This window comes from Pseudomonas sp. GM48 (assembly GCF_000282335.1).
In the GTDB taxonomy this organism is placed as follows: Bacteria; Pseudomonadota; Gammaproteobacteria; order Pseudomonadales; family Pseudomonadaceae; genus Aquipseudomonas.
In genome coordinates this window covers 74,308-96,898 of record NZ_AKJM01000038.1, presented here as the reverse complement: position 1 = coordinate 96,898, position 22,591 = coordinate 74,308, and the positions used below count along the sequence as shown (strand labels likewise).

At 61.1% G+C, this 22,591-nt stretch carries 18 protein-coding genes; 15 read left to right on the top strand and 3 right to left on the bottom strand.

The annotated features are described in order from the left end of the window. Positions 1-20 precede the first annotated feature (20 nt). The 3 genes from PMI28_RS23055 to phhA form a co-directional block, all read right to left on the bottom strand. Positions 21-1,214, bottom strand: coding sequence for an amino acid aminotransferase (locus PMI28_RS23055; protein ID WP_007983449.1), 1,194 nt, complete (start codon positions 1,212-1,214; stop codon positions 21-23). Next, the gene (locus PMI28_RS23060; protein WP_007975310.1) at positions 1,214-1,570 is read right to left on the bottom strand and encodes a 4a-hydroxytetrahydrobiopterin dehydratase; all 357 of its coding nucleotides are present in this window, start codon (positions 1,568-1,570) and stop codon (positions 1,214-1,216) included. The genes PMI28_RS23055 and PMI28_RS23060 overlap by 1 nt, the downstream gene beginning before the upstream one ends. A gap of 105 nt (positions 1,571-1,675) precedes the next feature. Beyond that, a complete protein-coding gene (phhA, locus tag PMI28_RS23065; RefSeq protein WP_007983447.1) occupies positions 1,676-2,461 on the bottom strand; it encodes a phenylalanine 4-monooxygenase in 786 nt (261 codons plus the stop codon). 405 nt (positions 2,462-2,866) lie between these two features. Here phhA and PMI28_RS23070 point away from each other — a divergent pair, with 405 nt between their 5' ends. From PMI28_RS23070 to PMI28_RS23140, 15 genes are all read left to right on the top strand, one after another. Next, complete coding sequence (locus PMI28_RS23070; protein WP_007983445.1) at positions 2,867-4,426, top strand: sigma-54-dependent phenylalanine hydroxylase transcriptional regulator PhhR; 1,560 nt, start codon at positions 2,867-2,869, stop codon at positions 4,424-4,426. A 356-nt stretch (positions 4,427-4,782) separates the two neighbouring features. Further along, entirely contained in the window at positions 4,783-5,523 is a 741-nt protein-coding gene (locus PMI28_RS23075; RefSeq protein WP_007983443.1) for a flagellar basal body rod protein FlgF, read from the top strand. A gap of 45 nt (positions 5,524-5,568) precedes the next feature. Then, positions 5,569-6,354, top strand: a complete 786-nt coding sequence (flgG, locus tag PMI28_RS23080; RefSeq protein ID WP_007975316.1) for a flagellar basal-body rod protein FlgG — start codon at positions 5,569-5,571, stop codon at positions 6,352-6,354. A 52-nt stretch (positions 6,355-6,406) separates the two neighbouring features. Continuing rightward, positions 6,407-7,102, top strand: a complete 696-nt coding sequence (gene flgH / locus PMI28_RS23085) for a flagellar basal body L-ring protein FlgH (RefSeq protein ID WP_007983440.1) — start codon at positions 6,407-6,409, stop codon at positions 7,100-7,102. A gap of 57 nt (positions 7,103-7,159) precedes the next feature. Beyond that, the gene (locus PMI28_RS23090; protein WP_050548682.1) at positions 7,160-8,230 is read left to right on the top strand and encodes a flagellar basal body P-ring protein FlgI; all 1,071 of its coding nucleotides are present in this window, start codon (positions 7,160-7,162) and stop codon (positions 8,228-8,230) included. Positions 8,231-8,241: 11 nt separating this feature from the next. Continuing rightward, entirely contained in the window at positions 8,242-9,528 is a 1,287-nt protein-coding gene (gene flgJ, locus PMI28_RS23095) for a flagellar assembly peptidoglycan hydrolase FlgJ (RefSeq protein ID WP_007983437.1), read from the top strand. Positions 9,529-9,551: 23 nt separating this feature from the next. Further along, positions 9,552-11,597 (top strand): flagellar hook-associated protein FlgK, encoded by a 2,046-nt coding sequence (gene flgK / locus PMI28_RS23100; protein ID WP_007983435.1) that lies wholly within the window; start codon positions 9,552-9,554, stop codon positions 11,595-11,597. A gap of 13 nt (positions 11,598-11,610) precedes the next feature. Continuing rightward, complete coding sequence (locus PMI28_RS23105) at positions 11,611-13,182, top strand: flagellar hook-associated protein 3 (protein ID WP_007983433.1); 1,572 nt, start codon at positions 11,611-11,613, stop codon at positions 13,180-13,182. A gap of 115 nt (positions 13,183-13,297) precedes the next feature. Next, a complete protein-coding gene (locus PMI28_RS23110; RefSeq protein ID WP_007983430.1) occupies positions 13,298-16,891 on the top strand; it encodes a glycosyltransferase in 3,594 nt (1,197 codons plus the stop codon). Between the two features lie 278 nt (positions 16,892-17,169). Continuing rightward, entirely contained in the window at positions 17,170-17,943 is a 774-nt protein-coding gene (gene rfbF / locus PMI28_RS23115; protein WP_007983428.1) for a glucose-1-phosphate cytidylyltransferase, read from the top strand. Next, positions 17,925-19,007 carry a CDP-glucose 4,6-dehydratase gene (rfbG, locus tag PMI28_RS23120; RefSeq protein WP_007983427.1) on the top strand — a complete coding sequence of 361 codons (1,083 nt, stop codon included), beginning with the start codon at positions 17,925-17,927 and terminating at the stop codon, positions 19,005-19,007. The genes rfbF and rfbG overlap by 19 nt, the downstream gene beginning before the upstream one ends. Further along, positions 19,004-19,564 (top strand): dTDP-4-dehydrorhamnose 3,5-epimerase family protein, encoded by a 561-nt coding sequence (locus PMI28_RS23125; protein WP_007983426.1) that lies wholly within the window; start codon positions 19,004-19,006, stop codon positions 19,562-19,564. The genes rfbG and PMI28_RS23125 overlap by 4 nt, the downstream gene beginning before the upstream one ends. Further along, entirely contained in the window at positions 19,561-20,787 is a 1,227-nt protein-coding gene (locus PMI28_RS23130) for a class I SAM-dependent methyltransferase (RefSeq protein WP_007983425.1), read from the top strand. The genes PMI28_RS23125 and PMI28_RS23130 overlap by 4 nt, the downstream gene beginning before the upstream one ends. Then, positions 20,784-21,905, top strand: a complete 1,122-nt coding sequence (locus PMI28_RS23135; RefSeq protein ID WP_007983424.1) for a DegT/DnrJ/EryC1/StrS family aminotransferase — start codon at positions 20,784-20,786, stop codon at positions 21,903-21,905. The genes PMI28_RS23130 and PMI28_RS23135 overlap by 4 nt, the downstream gene beginning before the upstream one ends. After that, positions 21,902-22,567, top strand: coding sequence for a NeuD/PglB/VioB family sugar acetyltransferase (locus tag PMI28_RS23140; RefSeq protein WP_007983423.1), 666 nt, complete (start codon positions 21,902-21,904; stop codon positions 22,565-22,567). Before PMI28_RS23135 ends, PMI28_RS23140 begins: the two co-directional genes overlap by 4 nt. The last annotated feature ends 24 nt before the right edge of the window (positions 22,568-22,591 follow it).

Genomic DNA, 22,591 nt, shown 5'->3' with positions numbered 1-22,591 from the left:
AAGCCCGCTCCCACAGGGGGTTACTTGCAGACTTTGGCGATTGCCTCGGCCAGCAAATCCAGGCGTGTGGCGTCGATACCGGCCACGTTAGCGCGGCCGGAGTTGACCATGTACACGCTGTGATGCTCGCGCAGTTGCTTGACCTGTTCCGGCGTCAAGCCGGTGTAGGAAAACATCCCGCGTTGCACGCCGATGTGCGCAAAGCGCTCACGCAAACCGTGAGGCTCCAGCGCTTCGACCAGACCGCTGCGCAGTTGGGCAATACGCAGGCGCATGGCTTCCACTTCGTCAGCCCAGAGGTTTTTCAGCTCCGGATCGCCGAGGATGGTCGCGACCACGGCCGCACCGTGATCCGGCGGCGTCGACCACAGGTTGCGGGCGATGTTGGCCAGTTGGCTGCGGATGTCGGTCAGCTTGTCGGCGGTTTTCGCGCAGACAATCAGCGCGCCGGTACGGTCGCGGTACAGGCCGAAGTTCTTCGAGCACGAACTGGTGATCAGCAGTTCCGGCAACTCGGCGGCGAACAGCCGGGTCGACCAGGCATCCTGTTCCAGACCATCGCCGAATCCTTGATACGCGAAGTCGATCAGTGGCAGCAGTTCGCGCTTGCGTACGACCTCCAGCACCCTCTGCCAGTCATCCCGGGACAGGTCGAAACCGGTCGGGTTGTGGCAGCAGGCGTGCAGCAAAACCACGTCACCCTTGGGCGCTTCATTGAGCGCTGCCAGCATACCGTCGACGTCGAGACGGTTATCACTGCCGACGTAAGGATAGTGACTGACCTTGACCTTGGCTGCCGCGAAAATGCTTTCATGGATTGGCCAGGTCGGGTTGCTCAACCACACGCCACGCCCCGGCAGGCATTGGGCGATGAAGTCCGCGCTCAGACGCAAAGCACCCGTGCCACCCGGTGTCTGGGTGGCGCCGGCGCGTTGTGCGCCGATCAGTGTCGAGTCGGCACCCAGCACTAATTCATTGATTGCCTTGCCGAACGCCGGCTCGCCGTGACCACCGATGTAGGTCTTGGTGGACTGACGATCCACCAGGCGCTGCTCGGCAAGCTTCACCGATTCGAGAATCGGCGTCAGGCCCTGGGCGTCTTTGTAGACACCCACGCCCAAATCGAACTTGCGCGGGTTCGGGTCCTGCGCATAGGCCTCCATCAGGCCGAGGATCGGGTCGCCAGGCACTCGACCGATGGCGTCGAAATGCATTACTTGCGTCCCTCGGCGTCCTTGGCCACTTCGTCGGTGCGCGCGGCCATGATGAAGTCGTTGCGGTGCAGGCCCTTGATCGAGTGGCTCCACCAGGTCACGGTGACTTTGCCCCACTCGGTCAGCAGGCCTGGGTGATGGCCTTCAGCTTCGGAGATTTCACCAACGGCGTTGGTGAAGGCCAGTGCATGTTTGAAGTTCTTGAACAGGAAGACCTTTTCCAGCTGCATGATGCTGTCGCGTACTTCGATGTTCCAGTCCGGGATCTGCTTGATCAGGATCGGCAGTTCTTCATCGCTGACTTGTGGGGCGTCGGCGCGGCAGGCTTCGCAATGGGCTTGGTTCAAAGTGGACATGGTGTGTTTCCCGTAATCGAGTGTTTTTATATCGGTCGACAGTACCGTCACGCTAAACCAAAGCGACGGTGACTGACAGACTCACTTGTCAGCAAAAGTCGCGGATCACGCAGCCTTTGGCGGAAATTTCGGTGTGTGCAGACCCATCTGCATCGCTTGCTTGACCATGCCCATGATGTCTTCGTGGGCCAGGTCGAACAGGCGCTTGAGGTTCGGCAGAACGAAATACAGGGGTTGCAGGATGTCGATGCGGTAAGGCGTGCGCATGCATTCCAGCGGGTCGAAGGCTTGGTGTTCAGGCTCGTTCGACAGGCTGTAAACGGTTTCCTTGGGTGAAGACAGAATGCCGCCGCCGTAGATGCGCTGGCCTTGCGGGGTATCGACCAGGCCGAACTCGATGGTCATCCAGTACAGGCGCGCCAGGTACACGCGTTCTTCCTTGGACGCCTTGAGGCCGAGTTTGCCGTAGGTGTGGGTGAATTCGGCGAACCACGGGTTGGTCAGCAGCGGGCAGTGACCGAAGATCTCGTGGAAAATGTCCGGCTCTTGCAGGTAGTCCAGTTCTTCGCGGGTACGAATAAAGGTCGCCACCGGAAACTGCTTGCTGGCCAGCAATTCGAAAAAGGTCTGGAAGGGAATCAGTGCGGGAACCCGGGCAACCTGCCAGCCGGTGGTTTCACCGAGGACTTTGTTGATTTCGCCGAGTTGAGGAATGCGGTCGTGGGGCAGACCGAGTTTTTCGATACCGTCCAGGTACTCCTGGCACGCACGCCCTTCGATCACTTTCAGTTGGCGAGTGATCAGCGTGTTCCACACCGCGTGTTCTTCGGCGGGGTAGTCGATAAAACCTTGCGCATCGGGCTCGCGAGCCACGTATTGCGTCTGCTTCATGCTGCTCTCCTGCTAGGGGATTTCGTTCTTGTTATGTACTGCTATGGACCTAGAAATACCCCATGGATTGCACTGTTGCAGCAGGTGTTCGGCGTCACCGGGAGGAAAACTCCTCGATAATCGTAAAGTTTTCGTTACGAATTGGGCGTGGTCGCGCAGCTATTGAGATTTACCGGTTTGAAAAACCCTTTGCCTGTCACATAATCTTGACGACTATCTGAGCGCCTCGAAAGAAAAATGCGATCGAGCGCGCACCGCAATACCCCTGTGGGAGCGGGCTTGCTCGCGAAAGCGGTCTGTCTGATACATCAATGTTGGCTGTGCAGACGCCTTCGCGAGCAAGCCCGCTCCCACCTTTCGTGGGCAGGGCATCAACCTCAATCACTGCTTTTTCGGGCCTTTTTTATGCGTATCAAAGTCCACTGCCAGAATCGCATCGGCATCCTGCGCGACATTCTCAACCTGCTGGTGGAGTACGGGATCAACGTGGCCCGCGGCGAGGTGGGCGGTGAGCATGGCAATGCCATCTACCTGCATTGCCCGAACCTGATCAATATTCAGTTCCAGGCCTTGCGACCGAAATTCGAAGCGATTGCCGGGGTTTTTGGCGTCAAGCGTGTAGGGCTGATGCCTAGCGAGCGTCGGCACATGGAGCTCAATGCACTGCTCGGTGCGCTGGAGTTTCCGGTGCTGTCGATCGACATGGGCGGTTCCATTGTTGCAGCCAACCGTGCGGCGGCGCAGTTGTTGGGTGTGCGGGTCGACGAGGTGCCGGGGATTCCCCTGTCGCGGTACGCCGAAGATTTCGATCTGCCGGAACTGGTGCGCGCCAACAAGTCGCGGATCAACGGGCTGCGGGTCAAGGTCAAGGGGGACGTGTTCCTGGCCGACATCGCGCCGCTGCAGTCGGAACATGACGACAGTGAGGCCATGGCCGGTGCGGTGCTGACATTGCATCGCGCCGACCGGGTGGGCGAACGCATCTATAACGTGCGCAAGCAGGAATTGCGTGGCTTCGACAGCATCTTCCAGAGTTCTAAAGTGATGGCCGCCGTGGTGCGCGAAGCGCGACGCATGGCGCCGCTGGATGCGCCGCTATTGATAGAAGGGGAAACCGGCACCGGCAAAGAGTTGCTGGCGCGGGCCTGCCATTTGGCCAGTCCTCGCGGGCAGTCGCCATTGATGGCGCTCAATTGCGCCGGTCTGCCGGAGTCCATGGCCGAGACGGAATTGTTCGGTTATGGCCCGGGTGCCTTCGAAGGAGCGCGGGCCGAAGGCAAGCTCGGGCTGCTGGAGCTGACGGCGGGCGGTACGCTGTTTCTCGATGGCGTCGGGGAAATGAGCCCGCGCTTGCAGGTGAAATTGCTGCGCTTCCTGCAGGACGGTTGCTTCCGTCGTGTGGGCAGCGATGAAGAGGTCTATCTCGATGTGCGGGTCATTTGCGCGACCCAGGTCGACCTGTCCGAGCTTTGTGCGCGCGGCGAGTTTCGCCAGGATCTGTACCACCGCTTGAATGTGTTGTCGCTGCACATCCCGCCGTTGCGCGAATGCCTCGACGGTTTGACGCCGCTGGTGGAGCACTTCCTCGATCAGGCCAGCCGGCAGATCGGTTGTCCGCTGCCCAAACTCGCTCCGGCGGCCATGGAGCGACTCAGTCATTACCATTGGCCGGGTAACGTGCGGCAATTGGAGAACGTACTGTTCCAGGCGGTTTCCCTGTGTGACGGCGGTACGGTCAAGGCCGAACACATTCGTCTGCCGGATTACGGCGTGCGTCAGCCCCTTGGCGATTTTTCGCTGGAGGGTGGGCTGGACGAAATCGTCGGGCGTTTCGAAAAAGCCGTGCTTGAGCGGCTGTATTCCGAGCATCCGAGCAGTCGACAACTGGGCAAGCGCCTGGGGGTTTCGCATACCACCATTGCCAACAAGTTGCGCGATTATGAGGTGGGCAAAGACAACATCTGAGTCTCTGGCGAGCGAGCTTTTGTGGCGAGGGGGCTTGCCCCCGTTGGGCTGCGAAGCAGCCCCAAGTCATGCAATCAATTTCTGTCAGGTAAAACGCGTCAAATGGATTTGCGGCCGCTACGCGACCGAACGGGGGCAAGCCCTCTCGCCACAGAATAATGAGGTGAACTCTTGCCACCCACCGGCATGACACCGCCGGTTTTTCGTCTCTGATACAAATCACAAATCCCCCCTGAATCCTCAAAGTCCCCTGTTTGCCGGGCCTCGCGCCGCCAAAAACAAGTTGGTCTGCAAATTGCTTATGGCTCAGCAGTACAGCAGTGGGCGGCAAACGTCCGGCAGGCAGAGGAAAGAGTGTGGACAAGTACCTTTATGTGGCAATGACCGGCGCCAGCCAGAATGCACTGGCGCAAAAGGCTCATGCCAACAACCTCGCGAACATCTCCACCAACGGCTTCCAGAAAGACCTGGAGCAGGCCCGTTCGATGCCGGTGTTCGGTGACAGCTTTCCGGCGCGTGCGTTTGCCATGTCCGAACGCCCGGCCACCGACTTCTCCCCTGGCTCGCTGGTGGAAACCGGCCGCGACCTCGACGTTGCAGTTCAAGGTGGTGGCTGGATTGCCGTGCAGACGCCCGATGGCGGTGAAAGCTATGTGCGCACCGGCAGCCTGAACGTTGACGCCCTGGGCGTGCTGCGTGCCGGCAACGGCATGCCGGTCATGGGCAATGGCGGGCCGATTGCCGTGCCGCCCGAGCAGCAGATCGAAGTCGGTGAGGACGGCACCATCAGCATCCGTGCGATGGGCGAAGGTCCCCGGGTGATGGCTGAGGTCGACCGCATCAAGCTGGTCAACCCGGACCTGAAGAACATGACCAAGGGCCTGGATGGTTCGATCCATACCAAGGACGGCAAGCCGGCGCAGGCCGATGCCAACGTCAAGCTGGTGTCCGGGTTCCTCGAGTCGAGCAACGTCAATGCCGTGGAAGAGATGACCTCGGTACTGGCCTTGTCCAAGCAGTTCGAGCTGCACATCAAAATGATGAACACCGCCAAAGACGATGACCAGGCCATGGCTCGGGTCTTGCAGATCAGCTAATTACCAGAACGTCGCGCCGTAAAACAGGCGCACGAGGAGAATCGAATGCTTCCGGCTCTATGGGTTGCCAAAACAGGTCTGTCCGCCCAGGACACCAACCTGACCACCATTTCCAACAACCTGGCCAACGTGTCGACCACGGGTTTCAAACGTGACCGCGCCGAGTTCCAGGACCTGCTCTACCAGATCAAGCGTCAGCCAGGCGCCCAGTCGACCCAGGACAGCGAACTGCCGTCGGGTCTGCAACTGGGTACCGGTGTGCGCATCGTCGGCACCCAGAAAAACTTCACCGCCGGCAGTCTGCAAACCACCGAGCAGCCACTGGACATGGCCATCGACGGTCGTGGTTTCTTCCAGATCCTGCAACCGGACGGCACTACGTCCTACACCCGCGACGGTACGTTCCACCTGGACTCCAACGGCCAGATCGTGAATGCCAGCGGCTTTGCCCTGGAGCCGGCGATTGTCATTCCGAACGATGCGCAGACCTTCACGGTCGGTCGCGACGGCACCGTGTCCATCACCGTTGCCGGCAACCCGGCAGCCCAGGTGATCGGCAACCTGCAAACCGCTGACTTCATCAACCCGGCGGGCCTGCAGGCAGTGGGCAACAACCTGTTCCTGGAAACCGCCGCCAGTGGCGCGCCGCAAGTGGGTACGCCGGGCCTGAACGGTTTCGGCACCACCCTGCAGAACACCCTGGAAACGTCCAACGTCAGCACCGTTGAGGAGATGGTCAACATGATCACCACCCAGCGCGCCTACGAGATGAACTCCAAGGTGATCTCCACCGCCGACCAGATGCTCTCGTTCGTAACGCAGAATCTGTAATCAAGTCTATGAGGCGGCCATGAGGCTGCCTGCAACACCGTGAGGTAGGGTCATGAATCGCTATGTATCTGTTCTGGCACTGAGTGGGATCGCCGCGCTCGCAGGTTGCGTGCCTGCGACGCCCAAGCCCAATGACCCTTACTACGCTCCGGTGTTGCCGCGCACGCCGTTGCCGGCGGCCGCGAACAATGGCTCGATCTACCAGGCCGGTTTCGAACAGAACCTCTACAGTGACCGCAAGGCGTTCCGGGTCGGTGACATCATCACCATCACCTTGAACGAAAAGACCCAGGCCAGCAAAAACGCCAACTCGCAAATTGGCAAGAACAGCAAGACCAGCATCGGCCTGACTTCGCTGTTCGGCTCCACCCCAAACACCAACAACCCGTTTGGCAGTGGCGATCTGAGTATTGACGCCAGCTACGAAGGCGACCGCGCCACCAAGGGCGACAGCAAGGCGGCGCAGGGCAACACCCTGACCGGCTCGATCACCGTGACCGTCGCCGATGTGTTGCCCAACGGCATCATCGCGGTGCGCGGCGAGAAGTGGATGACCCTAAACACCGGTGACGAGCTGGTACGGATTGCCGGCCTCGTTCGCGCCGATGACATCGCCACCGATAACACCGTGTCGTCGACCCGTGTCGCCGATGCGCGCATCACCTACTCGGGCACCGGTTCGTTTGCCGATGCGAGTCAGCCAGGCTGGTTCGACCGTTTCTTCCTCAGCCCGCTGTTCCCTTTCTAGGTGGCTTTTTTGGTGAGCAAGTTGAACTTCAAGCACCTGATCGCAGCTGCGCTGTTGATGTCCTTTTCGCTTGGTGCTCAAGCCGAGCGCCTGAAGGACATCGCCAGCATTTCCGGCGTGCGCTCCAACCAACTGATCGGTTACGGCCTGGTGGTCGGGCTTAACGGCACCGGTGACCAGACGACGCAAACCCCGTTCACCCTGCAGACCTTCAACAACATGCTCTCGCAGTTCGGCATCAAGGTGCCGCCGGGTTCGGGCAACGTGCAGTTGAAGAACGTTGCGGCGGTGTCGATCAGTGCCGATTTGCCAGCGTTCGCCAAGCCGGGTCAGCAGGTCGACATCACCGTTTCGTCCATCGGCAACTCCAAGAGTTTGCGCGGTGGCACCTTGCTGCTGACGCCACTCAAGGGTATCGATGGCAACGTCTACGCGGTCGCCCAGGGCAACCTGGTGGTTGGTGGTTTCGATGCCGAAGGTCGCGACGGCTCGAAGATCACCGTCAACGTTCCGTCGGCCGGTCGCATCCCTGGTGGTGCATCGGTGGAGCGTGCGGTTCCGAGCGGTTTCAACCAGGGCAACAGCCTGACGCTGAACCTCAACCGTTCCGACTTCACCACCGCCAAGCGCATCGTCGACAAGATCAACGACATGCTCGGCCCTGGTGTGGCCCAGGCCATCGACGGCGGTTCGATTCGCGTTACCGCGCCGCTCGATCCGAGCCAGCGGGTCGACTATCTGTCGATCCTCGAAAACCTCGAAATCGATCCGGGCCAGGCAGTGGCGAAAGTCATCATCAACTCCCGGACCGGCACCATCGTGATCGGCCAGAACGTCAAGGTTTCCCCGGCCGCTGTCACCCACGGCAGCCTGACCGTGACCATCACCGAAGACCCGATCGTCAGCCAGCCGGGCCCTCTGTCCAATGGCACGACGGCGGTGGTGCCACGTTCGAAAGTCAATGCCCAGCAGGAAGCCAAGCCGATGTTCAAGTTCGGCCCGGGCACCACCCTCGACGAGATCGTGCGTGCGGTGAACCAGGTCGGCGCGGCACCGGGTGACTTGATGGCCATCCTCGAAGCGTTGAAGCAGGCCGGCGCCCTGCAAGCCGACCTGATCGTGATCTGAGGACGGCCATCGTGGATATGCGCAAGAGCGGTCTGGTCAGCAGCAGCGATTCGGGCTCCTACTCGGACCTCAATCGTCTGAATCAGCTGAAGGTCGGCGACAAGAACAGCGATGGCAACATGCGCAAGGTGGCGCAGGAGTTCGAATCGCTGTTCCTCGGGGAGATGCTCAAGTCGATGCGCTCGGCCACTGAAGCGCTGGGGCAGGACAATCCGATGAACACGCCAGCGGCCAAGCAGTACCAGGAAATGTACGACCAGCAGTTGGCCGTTTCCATGTCCCGCGAGGGCGGTGGTATCGGCCTGGCTGACGTGCTGATGCGCCAGATGTCGAAGAACAAACCGCTGGCGCCGGGTGAAGCCGCCGCCGCGTCGCTCGCCAAACAAGAGGCCGCCAAGGCTGCCGTGCAAACGCCGGTGGCGGCAGGCACGGCGGCAATCAACGGACCGCTGTCGCGGGTCAATGGGCAGCGTCCGTTGTGGGCTTCGCGCTCGGTCCATGCGCCGCAAGAGGCGGGTGAGGGTGGTCATCGCAATGACATGGCGCTGATCAACCAGCGACGCCTGGCATTGCCGCCGAAGCTGGCTGATCGACTGTTGGCCGGGCTGGTGCCTTCGGCGACGACCGCTGCCACGACGATCAACAAAACACCGTTGCCAGAGCGCACGACGCGCACCGGCTCGGGGCCGCTGTACAACGGCGACTGGCTGGCGAACGCGCAGCAGGCTTCCTCCCCGGGCATGCAGATTTACGGTCGCGCCATGGCACAGATTCCGCTGGCGCCAGCGAAGAAAGTCTTCAGTTCCGCCGACCAGTTCGTCAACACCATGTTGCCGATGGCCAAGGAAGCGGCGGCGCGGATTGGTGTCGATCCGCGTTACCTGGTGGCCCAGGCGGCCTTGGAAACCGGTTGGGGCAAATCGGTCATGCGCCAGCAGGACGGCAGCAGCAGCCACAACCTGTTCGGCATCAAGGCCGGCAGCAGTTGGCAGGGTAATTCGACGCGGGCGATCACCAGCGAATTCAGGAACGGGCAGATGGTCAAGGAGACGGCCGAGTTCCGTTCCTACGACTCCTACAAGGACAGTTTCCATGACCTTGTGACTTTGCTGCAGACCAATAATCGCTATCAAGATGTCGTGAAGTCGGCCGATAACCCAGAACAGTTTGTACGCGAGTTGCAGAAGGCCGGTTACGCAACCGACCCGGACTACGCAAGCAAGATTTCGCAGATAGCCAAGCAGATGACGAGTTACCAGAACTACGCTGCGGCGGGCGTTTCCACCACGCCTTTATAGGCACAAGGTATAAGGTCTGAATCATGAGTTTGCTCAATATCGGGATGTCGGGGCTGAGTGCTGGCCATAACTCGTTGGTGACGACCGGCAACAACATTGCCAACGTCGACACCGCCGGGTACTCGCGCCAGCAATCTGTGCAGAGCACCAAGGGCTCGATTCAGTACGGCAACGTGTTCATCGGCACCGGCACGACGCTGGCCGATGTGCGTCGCGTGTATAACGCCTACCTCGATTCGCAGCTGCGTACCGCCACTTCGCTCAACAGTGAAGCAGCGTCGTACAACGCTCAGGCCACTCCGCTGGACGCCACGCTTTCCGATACCAACACCGGGCTGACCGGTGTGCTGCAAAAGTTCTTCACATCGATGCAAGGCGTTGCGACTTCGGCCACCGACGACACGTCCCGCCAGTCAGTGCTGACCGGTGCCCAGGCCCTGTCCAGTCGCTTCAATTCGATTGCCAAGCAGTTGAACGACCAGAACACCAACCTGAACGGCAGCCTGGGGGACATGGCGGACCAGGTGAACAAACTGTCCTCCACGATTGCCACGCTCAACCAGAAGATTTCCGAACTCTCCACCGGCACTAACCAGCCAAACGATCTGCTCGATTCGCGCAACGAAGCCGTGCGCCAACTCTCCGGGCTGGTCGGTACCCAGGTAGTCGAACGGGGCAACAGCTACGACATCTACATCGGCAGCGGTCAGCCACTGGTGGTCGGCAACACCACCAATACGCTGCAAACCGTACCGGGCAAGGATGATCCATCGCGCATGGCGCTGCAGCTGAACCGTGGCTCCAGCACCATCGACGTGACCTCGGTGATCAGCGGCGGTGAAATCGGTGGTCTGCTGACTTACCGCAAGGAAGTGCTCGACCCTTCGCTCAATGAGCTGGGGCGCGTGGCACTGGTGGTTGCTGACCAGATCAACAGCCAGCAGGCGCAGGGCATCGACAAGAACGGTGATTTCGGCGCGGCGATCTTCAACAACATCAACAGTGCCGCCCTGGTCAGCCAGCGCAGCATTGCGGCGGCGGGCAACAGTGCCGGCTCCGGCAACCTGGATGTCACCATCAAGGACACCGGCAAGCTGACCAGCAGCGACTATCAGGTGACGTTCACCAGCGCGACCAACTACACCGTCAAGCGCTCCGATGGCACCGACATGGGCGCGTTCAGCACCACGACGACCCCGGCTCCGGTGATCGACGGCTTCAGCCTGAACCTCAACGGTGGTGCACTGAGCGCCGGCGACTCGTTCAAGGTGACGCCGACCCGTGGCGCAGCGGCCAGCATCCAGGCTGTGCTCACCGACCCGAAAAAAATCGCGGCGGCAGCACCGTTGACCGGCGTGACCAATGCCAACAATACCGGCACTTACACCCAGCCGACACTGACCAGCACCATCGATATCTACAACCCGGCGGCCCAGGCGGAAATGCAGACCGCGCTCAAGTACTCGACGCCGGTCAAACTGGTGTTCGGGGCGGCCAGCGGCGGTAGCCAGAACTACAACATGGTCGATGCCAAGGGCAACTCGATCGGCACCGGCACCATCGTTCCCGGCCAGAGCAACACCCTGAACCTGAAGGTGGGCATGGTCGATGCCAGCGGTGCTCCGGTCATGGACACCAGCGTCACGCCGGCCGTGCAAAAGACATTCACGGTGCAGACCACGGTCGGCGCCACGCCAGCCAGCGGCGAAAGCTTCACCATCAACCTGACCGGTGCGGCGTCCTCGGACAACCGCAACGCTCAGGCGCTGGTGGGCCTGCAAACCAAACAGACCGTAGACACCGGCACGGCGAGCAAGGGCATCAGCCTGACCGATGCCTACAACAAGCTGGTGACCAACGTCGGCGCCAAGGCTGCCCAGGGCAAGTCCGACAGCGACGCCACCACGGCGATCCTGGCCAACGCCAAAGGTGCACGGGATTCGAACTCCGGGGTCGACCTGGATGAAGAAACCGGCAACCTGGTCAAGTACCAGCAGTACTACACCGCGTCTTCGCAGATCATCAAGGCTGCGCAGGAAATTTTCACCACGCTGATCAACAGCCTTTAAGGAGTCGTAATTCATGCGCATTTCCACCGCCCAGTATTACGAAATCACCGCTGCCAACTACCAGCGCAACTTCAACAAGGCCATCGCGACCAGCAACGAAGCCAGCAGCCTGACCCGCATCAACACCGCCGCCGATGATCCGATCGGTGCCGGTCGTTTGCTGCAGCTGGGTCAGCAGAGCGCGATGCTTGAACAGTACGGTACCAACATCCAGAGCACCAAGAGTGCCTTGGGCCTGCAGGAAACGACGCTCAGCTCCATCGGTACCGCTTTGCAGCGCGCCAAGGAGCTGGCCCTCGCCGCCAGCAACGGCATTGCCACCGACGCGGACCGCAAGGCTTATGCGTCGGAGTTGGGCCAGATCCAGCAACAAGTGCTGGGCCTGATGAACTCCAAGGACGCGAACGGCAACTACCTGTTCTCCGGTTCGAAAACCGACACCGCGCCTTACTCGCAGAACTCGGACGGCACCTACAGCTACAACGGTGACCAGAGCACCATCGACCTTGGCATTGGCGATGGCATGACGGTCGGGACCAACACCACTGGCTGGGATGCGTTCCAGCAGACGATCAATACTGGTCGCACCCAGACCACCATGACCGCTCCGGCGGTGGATGACGGTCGCGTGGTGCTGTCCAACGGTACGGTTGGCACCAGCTCTACCTACAACGCGAAGTTCACGGGCGGCCAGCCGTACACCGTCAGTTTCCTCAGCAGTACCCAGCTGAAGATCACCGACTCGCTGGGTAACGACGTGACTGCCGAAGCCAGCCAGAATGGCGTCGTCAGCAACGCCAACGGTGCCAACCAGACGGTCAGTTTCCGTGGTGTCGACCTGAAGCTGAACATCAACCTCAAGTCCGGTGATACCAACCCGGATGCGGTGATCGCCGGTCACAGTTTCAATCTGTCTTCCACCCCGGATACCTTCAACACATCGCGCAGCGCTGGTAACGCGTCGACCGCGGTCATCACCGGTTCCAGCGTGACCAACCCGACGGCGTACACCAACGCCTTTCCGTCGGGCGGGGCGATTCTCAAGTTCACCAGCGCCACCAATTTCGATCTGTATGCGGCCCCGATCACCGCCGACAGCCAGCCGGTGTCGTCGGGCACGGTCTCGGGCGGCAACGCCACTGCTGCGGGCGTGACGTTTGCCTTGGGCGGCGGCGCGCCGGCGTCCGGCGACCAGTTCGTGATTCAGTCCAACAACCATCAGACCCAGAACGTGCTCGACACCCTGGGCCAGATGATCACCGCTCTGAACACGCCGATCGACAGCGATCCAGCGGCCAAGCAGAAGTTTCTGGGCGCCATGGAGTCGGGAATGGGCAACATCGACAGCGCGGCCGACCAGATCGGCTCGGCCATCACCACGATTGGTGCACGCGGTCAGGCACTGGACAACCAGACCGCGACCAACGAAAGCCTGACCCTGGCGAACAGTGCGAGCCAGTCGTCGATTCGCGATTCGGACCCGGCCGAAGTCATGACTCGCCTGACCTTGCAGCAGACCATGTTGCAGGCCGCGCAGCTGGCGTTCAGCAAGATTTCCCAGTTGGGCCTGTTCAACAAGATCTGACGCTGGTCGGGCGCGCAGGCGCCCGATTGCCTTGCCCCTTCAGTATTTATCGTCTTTTTTGCGGTAACAAAGGGCTCGCTTTTCAGGGCGGGCTCGCGCCGCCTGTGAGCCCGCCGTGAATTCACTCCCGCTTGTCAGCCTGGTCATTCCTGCCTTCAATCCGCGCTTCTTCGGTCGTGCCTTGCACACGGCTGTGAGTCAGAGCTACGGCAATCTGGAGATCATCGTTTGCGATGACAGTCGCGGTCACGAGATCGAGGACATCGTTGCGTCGGTGGTCGAGCAGGGCGTGACCGTACGTTATGTGCGAAATCCGCGAACCCTGGGGCTGGTGGGTAACCTGCAGGCCTGCCTGGAGCAGGCGCAAGGCGAGTACATCAAGTTTCTTTGTGATGATGACCAGTTGTTTTCGGCCTGCATCGAGCGCCAGGCCCAGGCGCTTATCGAATGCGCTGACGTCAATCTGGTCGTAGCCCAGCGGCTGCTCTGGGATGCCGACGACATGCCGCTGCCTTCGCGCCTCGAAAACACCCCGCTTTCCCCGGTGGGCGGGGTGTTCAAGGGCGAGGACCTGCTGGCGATTTTCGAAAACTTCCCGGTCAACATCCTCGGTGGCTTCAGTAACGCGATGTTCCGTCGGGCTGACGTGCTCGAACTGTTCCCGGCATTGACTCAGCCCGGCCATTGCTTTGTCGCGACCCTCGATTTCGCCTTGTACATCTGCCTGATGCGGCGCGGCAATCTGGCGGTGTCCAATCACGTGCTCGGGGTCGAGCGCCTGTACCCGGAGCGTTTGAGCGGCCAGCAGTCGATGAAAGATGCGGCCGAAACCGAGCGGCAATGGCTGTCGCAGATGCTCAAGGCGCGTAGTGGCGAATCTGCGCCGGCGCAGGGCTGGGTACGTTATCTGCCACTGACCCGGGTGGACGAGTCGCCGCGGGTTTGGGAGGAGTTGCCGCTGAGCCGGACCCTGGGTACAAAACAGACCACCCAGGACTGGCATGTCGGCATCGCCAGTGTCAGTTTTGCGCAACTGTATGCCCAATGGCTGGCGTGCCGCACGCTCACCGACGGTCAGCGCGAGCTGCTGGCGGACACGCTTGAAGCCTGGCCGACCAGACCCAAAATCGTTCCGATCATCATCGATGAGCAAGGCAGCCGTTCGGCGCTGGAGCTCACGCTGCAATCGCTGGCGGATCAGGATTACGCCCCTGAATTGACGCTGGTGCTGTCGGCATCCTGTACGCAAGCCGAGCTGGACGAACGTGTTTTCCGCTTGCCATTGCAGGACGACTGGCAGCAGCAGATCAACGCCCTGTTACCGCAACTGGAAGGTATTGGCTGGTTCTATCTGCTGCGTGCCGGTGATCGTCTGGTGGCGCCGGCCTTGCTGATCATGGCCGAGCGAATCGCACTGTCACGCACGCTGAGCTGCCTGTACAGCGACGAAGGTGGGCTGCATCAGGGGGAGTCGGCCGAGCCTGCATTCAAGCCGGACTTCAACCTGGACCTCATGCGCAGCTACCCCTATGTGGGGCGAGCGTTGGCATTCGAGCGCGAGCAGTTCCTGGCGCTGGGCGGATTCGATTCGGTATACGGCGAACTGGCGCCACACGATGTGTTGTGGCGCATGGTCGAGCGTAGCGGCACGCACGTGGTCGGGCACATTTCGGAGGTGCTGCTGGAGTCGGCGTTCGACCTGACCAAATGGCTGTCGCTGCCGGAAGTGGTGGACACCAATCCGCGCCTGCTTGAGGCGCATTTGCATCGCCTGGGTGTTGCCCACGACATTCGCCAGGGCAGTTCGGCGCTGCTCAATCGGATCGACTATCACCATGGTGATCGGCCGCTGGTGTCGATCGTTATCGTCAGTAAAGATCAGACCCTGGCACTGCAACGCTGTGTCGAGAGCCTGCTGGAGAAAACGGCCTACGGCGAATACGAGTTGCTGTTGGTGGACAACGGCAGCGAGAGCGTCGAAGCGCTTGAGTGGTTCGCCGGTATGGCGCAGATGGGCAGCGACCGAATCCGGGTGTTGCGCTGTGCGTTGCAAGGCAATGCGGCGGCGGTGCGCAATTTCGCCGTGCGGCAGTCTGCTGGCGATTACGTCCTGATGCTCAATCCTTACACGGTGATTACTCAGGCTGAATGGCTGGGCGAATTGCTCAACCATGCACAACGTCCTGAAGTCGGCGTGGTGGGGGCCAAGCTGTTCAACCCCGATGGCCGCGTGCTGCATGCCGGCCTGATTCTCGGGTTGCAAGGGCCGGCCGGCGTGCCGTTCCATGGCGAGATGCTGCACGCAGCAGGCTACATGTACCGCTTGCAGGTCGCCCACAATTTCAGTGCCGTCGGCGGCGATTGCCTGATGGTGCGCAAGGCGGTCTTTGATGCAGTCGGTGGCCTGGATGAGCAGGGCCTGGCGCAGTCCCTCAATGAGGTGGACTTGTGCCTGCGCGTCGGCCAGGAAGGTTATCTGGTGGTCTGGACGCCTCACGCCCAACTGGCATTGGGTGCGCAACCGGCGGTGGTTGCGCAAGAAGGTGACCAGACCCGGAGCGAACAGGAGCAGGAGGTTTTCTATAAACGCTGGCTGCCGATCGTGGCCCGTGATCCGGCCTACAACACCAACCTGGCGTTACAGGGATTGGGCGGGGCAAGCTTCAGTCTCGAGCCGGGTTTGCGCTCCGGCTGGACTCCGTTTTCCAAGGCTCAGTTGCCGAAGATTCTCGCGTTGCCGGTCAACGCATCCGCCATCGGCCATTACCGGGTCACGCAACCGCTGATTGAGCTGGAGGCGGCCGGCAGGGCGCAGGGGCGCATTCATTACAATCTGCCGACCATCATCGAAGTCGAGCGCCATTCGCCTGACGTGATCATCTTGCAGGGGCGCTATTCCGAAGGGCCGATCAACGAAATCCCGAGCCTGCAAAAATACTCCAGCGCACGACGTATCTATGAGCTGGATGACTTTGTGATCAACGTTCCACACCGCAATGCGCATATCCGCAACATGCCGGGCAAGGACGAAATGGAGAAGCTGGTGCGGCGCGCCATCGGCATGTGCGATCGCGTGGTGGTCTCCACCGAGCCGCTGGGTAACGCGCTGTCGGACATGCATCACGACATTCGCGTGGTGCCCAACATGTTGGCGTCGCACTTGTGGACCGACCTGCGTAGTCAGCGCCGCACGTCGAAAAAGCCTCGGGTCGGCTGGGGGGGCGGCACCAGCCATCATGGTGACCTGGCGGTCATTGCCGATGTGGTCCGCGAATTGGCCAATGAAGTCGACTGGGTATTCTTCGGCATGTGCCCGGACGACTTGCGCCCGTACATGCATGAGTTTCACGGGGTGATCGGGCTGGATGTCTACCCGGCCAAACTGGCCAGCCTGAACCTGGATCTGGCATTGGCGCCGTTGGAGTTCCACATCTTCAACGATTGCAAGAGCAACCTGCGTCTGCTGGAGTATGGCGCTTGCGGGTACCCGGTGATCTGCACCGACACCGAGGCCTATCGCGGCTACCTGCCGTGCACCCGGATCAAAACCAACTCTACGGATGAATGGCTGCAGGCGATCCGCATGCACCTGACCGATCCGGACGCCAGCTATCGCATGGGCGATGAGTTGCGTGAGATCGTGCTGCGTGACTACGTGTTGCGCGGCGACAATTTGCGTTATTGGGAGAATGGCTGGCTGGCGGACTGACCGTCGCACATTGATCCCGACCCGGCAGGCGACGATGAGTCGCCTGCCTTTTTTTTGCCGCCAGACTTTGCAATCACCGTTGAAGATACCCGCCAGGCTTTGCCCGGTAGCGGATTGAAAGAGCTGGCGCGTTTCCTGCAAGTCCCCCTTATATCGCCATAAAACGAGCACTTCCGGTGAGTCCGGATGCGCCCTGAACGGCGGCAGGTTTAACCCAGATGGCCCGCAAAAGCTTGATACAGCTTGGCTGAGCCCTGTGACGAACAAGAGGGGAAGGGATGAAGGCAGTTATTTTGGCGGGTGGCCTGGGTACGCGGATCAGCGAGGAGTCGCACCTCAAGCCCAAGCCGATGATCGAGGTCGGCGGCAAGCCAATTCTCTGGCACATCATGAAACAGTATTCCGCTCATGGAATCCACGATTTCGTGATCTGCCTTGGCTACAAGGGCTATGCGATCAAGGACTTCTTCGCCAACTATTTCCTGCACACCTCCGACGTCACGTTCGACATGTGCAACAACCGTATGGATGTTCACCAGAACTACAGCGAGCCATGGCGCGTCACGCTGATCGACACCGGCGAAGAGACCATGACCGGCGGCCGGTTGCGCCGTGCCCGCCGCTACCTCGAAGACGAACAGGCGTTCTGCTTCACCTATGGCGACGGCGTGTCGGACCTCAACATCGGTGCGTTGGTTGATTTTCATCTCAAGCACGGAAAACTGGCGACCGTCACCGCGGTACAACCGCCAGGCCGCTACGGCGCGCTCAATCGCGATGGCGACAATGTCCTGGGCTTCACTGAAAAACCTCGTGGCGATGGTGGCTGGATCAACGGCGGGTTCTTTGTCCTGTCGCCCAAGGTGCTGCCGTTGATCGACGGCGACGAGACCTCTTGGGAATCCGGCCCGCTGGATGGCCTGGCCGAGCGCGGCGAACTCATGGCGTTCCAGCACGACGGTTTCTGGCAACCGATGGATACCCTGCGGGACAAAAATCATCTGGAAGCGTTGTGGCAGAGCGGGGAGGCCCCATGGAAGCAATGGGACTGAGCCCGCAATTCTGGCGCGGCAAGCGGGTGCTGGTCACCGGCCATACGGGTTTCAAGGGCAGTTGGCTGACGTTGTGGCTGCAAAGTATGGGTGCCGAGGTCAGCGGGTTTTCCCTCGATCCGTCCACCGAACCGAGCCTGTTCGAACTGGCGCGGGTGCATGAGGGCATCAATGATCAGCGCGGTGACCTGCGTGACCTGGGGGCCTTGCTGGAACTGATCGCTGAAACCCGACCGGAAATCGTCCTGCACCTGGCGGCCCAGCCGTTGGTGCGCGAAGGTTACCGCGACCCGTTGGGCACCTACTCCAGCAACGTCATGGGCACGCTCAACCTGCTCGAGGCGATCCGGCAGGTCGGTGGTGTGCGTGCCTGTGTGCTGGTGACAACCGACAAGGTCTACGCCAATCAGGAATGGCTGTGGCCGTACCGCGAAAACGAAGCGTTGGGCGGTCACGATCCTTACAGCAGCAGCAAGGCCTGCTGCGAACTGCTGGCGCAATCCTATGCCGCTTCGTTCTTTGCGCCTGAAAAGTACGTCGAGCATGGCCTGGCGTTGGCCACGGCCCGTGCCGGCAACGTGCTTGGCGGCGGCGATTTCGCTCCGGAGCGGTTGATTCCCGACGTGCTGCGGGCGTGGTCGGCGGATGAGCCCGTGACCTTGCGCTATCCGCAGGCGGTGCGCCCATGGCAGCACGCCCTGGAACCGTTGGCCGGGTATCTGCAACTGGCTGCCGGGCTGTATGAGCAAGGCCCGAAATTCGCCGGGGCGTGGAATTTCGGTCCCGGTGAAGCGGACATGTGCAGCGTCGGCGAAGTGGTCGAGTTGCTCGCCGGTCGCTGGCCGCAAGCGCGCGGCCTACGCATCGAACCGAGCGATATGCATGAGGCCGGCCTGTTGCGCCTGGACAGCAGCCGCGCCCGTCAATTGCTGGGTTGGCAACCACGCTGGTCGTTGCGGCAGTGCCTGACCCAGACCCTGGATTGGCATCTGGCGTGGCAGAACGGCGATGACATGCGCGCCATCAGCCTGGCGCAATTGAACCTGTACCGAGGCGCGTTGTGAGCGAATTTCTGTTGAAGGCGCTGCCGTTGAACGGGTTGTTCAGCGTCCAGCACAAACGCTTCGAGGACGAGCGCGGGCACTTTTCCCGGTTGTTTTGCGAAGGCAGTCTCAGTGCGTTTGGCCAGGCGTTTCATATTCGCCAGATCAATCACTCCTGCACCCGCGAACGCGGCAGCGTGCGTGGCCTGCATTACCAGAATGCCCAAGCGCCGGAAGCCAAATTGATCACCTGCCTGCGCGGTGAAGTTTGGGATGTCGCGGTGGATTTGCGTCCCGACTCCGAGACCTTTCTGCATTGGCACGCCGAACATCTGCGTGCCGGCGATGGCCGCAGTCTGTTGATTCCGGCCGGATTCGCCCATGGTTTCCAGACCCTGAGCGCCGATGCCGAGCTGCTTTACCTGCACAGCAATGACTACACGCCGGAGCATGAGGGCGGGTTGTCGGTGCTCGATCCACGGCTGGCGATTGCCTGGCCGTTGCCTGTCAATAATCTGTCGGTGCGCGATGCCAGTCATCCAGCGCTCGATGAACACTTCGCCGGAGTGCGTCTATGAACTGCCGTGGTTGCGCCGCTGCGTTGACCCTGCCGCTGATCGACCTGGGCACCTCGCCGCCGTCCAACGCCTACGTGCGTGTCGATCAGTTGGAGCAGGCCGAACACTGGGTGCCGTTGAAGGTTGCCGTGTGCCAGCAGTGCTGGCTGGTGCAAACCGAGGACTACACCAGTGCCGACAGCCTGTTCGATGCCGAGTACGCCTATTTCAGTTCGTTCTCCAGTACCTGGCTGGCCCATGCCGAGCAGTATGTTGGTGAGATGGTCGAGCGCTTCGGCCTGACCACCGACAGCCGCGTAGTGGAAGTGGCTGCCAACGATGGTTACCTGTTGCAGTACGTAGCCAGGCGCGGCATCCCTTGCCTGGGTGTCGAGCCGACCCGCAGTACCGCGCAAGCGGCGCGGGAAAAAGGCCTGGAGATTCGTGAGCTGTTTTTCGGTCGCGACACCGCCGCGCAGTTGAAAAGCGAAGGCTGGGGCGCCGACCTGATGGCCGCCAACAACGTGTTGGCCCACGTCCCGGATATCAACGATTTCCTTGGCGGTTTCGCGACGTTGCTCAAACCGGCGGGCGTGGCGACTTTCGAATTCCCGCAGTTGCTGGCCCTGATGGCCGGCCAGCAGTTCGACACGCTGTACCACGAGCATTATTCCTACCTGTCGCTGACCGCTGTGCAGACGTTGTGCGAGCGCAATGGCCTGCAAGTGTTCGACGTCAGTCAGCTCACAACCCATGGCGGTTCGCTGCGGGTGTTCGTTCAGCGGCTGGACGGCGAACGTCGCAACGTGCAACCGGCGGTTCAGCAACAGCTGCAGGCCGAACTCGCCGCCGGGGTGAAAACCCCGGAGTACTACGCGACCCTGGCGCCCGCCGCCGAGCGCATCAAGCATGACCTGCTGCGTTTTTTGTTGCAGGCCAGGGCCGATGGCAAGCGCGTAGTCGGCTACGGCGCAGCCGCCAAGGGCAACACCCTGCTCAACTACGCCGGGGTCAAGCCGGATCTGCTGGCCTGGGTTGCCGATGCCAACCCGCACAAGCAAGGCAAGTACCTGCCCGGTAGCCGCATTCCGATCGTGTCGCCAGCACAGATCGACCTCGAAAAACCGGACTACGTGCTGGTACTGCCGTGGAACCTGCTGGATGAGATCACCCAGGCCTTTGCCGGCATTCGTGCATGGGACGGTCGTTTTGTCATTGCCATTCCCGAGTTGATCATTCGATGAGCCGAATTCATTACACCAAGCCCAGTGTCGGTGAGCTGGAAGCTGACTATGTACTCGATGCCGTCCGCCATGGTTGGGGAGAGCGCTGCTACGAGTACCTGACACGCTTCGAAAAGTCCTTTGCCGAGCATGTGGGGACGACGTACGCGATTGCAACGTCCAGTTGCACCGGCGCGCTGCACATGGGTATGGCGGCGCTGGGCATCGGTGTCGGCGATGAGGTGATCCTCGCCGATACCAACTGGATCGCCTCGGCCGCGCCCATCACCTATCTGGGTGCGACGCCGGTGTTCGTCGACGTGCTGGCAGACAGTTGGTGCCTCGACCCGCAGCAGGTTCGACGGGCGATTACCCCAAGAACCAAAGCGATTCTGGCGGTGCATCTCTACGGCAATCTCTGCGACATGGATGCGTTGCTGGCCATCGGTCGCGAGTTTGGCCTGCCGGTCATCGAAGACGCAGCCGAGGCGATCGGCTCGCAGTGGCGTGGTCAGGCGGCCGGTTCGCTGGGGGCGTTCGGCGCATTTTCCTTTCACGGCACCAAGACCATGACCACCGGCGAAGGCGGCATCTTCGTAACGTCGGACAAGGCCCTGTTTGACCGCGTACTGACCCTGTCCAACCATGGCCGGGTGGCGGGCAGCAGCAAACAGTTCTGGCCGGACCTCCTTGGCTTCAAATACAAGATGAGCAACCTGCAAGCCGCCGTCGGTTGCGCGCAGGTTGAACGGATCGACGAGCTTATCCAGCGCAAGCGAGCGATATTCGCCCACTACGCCGACGCCTTGTCATCGTTGCCGGGGTTGTCCATGAACCCCGAACCGGAACATTCGCGTAACGGTTACTGGATGCCCACCGTCGTCTTTGACCGCGAGCTGGGGATCACGCGGGACATGTTGATAGCAGCCTTCCAGGCCGCCGATATCGACGCACGGGTGTTCTTCTGGCCGCTGTCGTCCTTGCCGATGTTCAGCGAACTGACGGCCGACTCGCCCGTGGCGCATGCGCTGCCGGAGCGGGCGATCAATCTGCCGAGCTACCACGACATGACCGATGACGATCAGCGTCGGGTCATCGAGGTGCTGCGAGCGCTGGTACTCAAAAGGACCCGGCTATGAAGGTTTACCTGCTGGGGGCGGCCAATCCTGAAGCGGTACGGATGATCCTCACCCTGCAACGCAGCCAGCCGCACGTGCAATTCGCCTTTCTCGATAACGACCCGGCGAAGCAAGGCACGCTGTTTTATGGCGTGCCGGTGGTGGGTGGTACCGACAAGGTGCCCGAGCTGAAAGGCCCCGACGCACGCTTTGTCAATTTGATCACTGGCAGCACGGCGCTGCGTTACCGGACCACCTGCGAGATCGTCGAGGCCGGTGGCACGCTGGGTAACTTCATCCATCCGGGCGTCGATCTGACGATGATCACGATGGGCGTCGGCACCTATCTGCAAGAGGGCGTGATCATGCAGGCGCAAGTCAGCCTGGGTGATAACACCAGCATCAGCGCCGGCAGCGTCGTCGGGCATGAGGGGCAGATCGGCCATTCGGTGTTCATGGCGCCGGGTGTCTGCATTGCCGGTTGTGTCGAGATCGGTGACGGCACCTTCATCGGCACCAACGCCACGATCCTGCCGCGGTTGCGCATCGGCCGTTGGGTCACCATCGGTGCGGGCGCCGTGGTGACCAAGGACGTTCCAGACTATGCGGTTGTGGTGGGCAATCCCGCCAGGACCATCAAGACCAATCCTGCTTCCTTTCAAGACGGTCGGGTTTTCAAGTAACCCCCGCGACTAATTTCCGGAGAG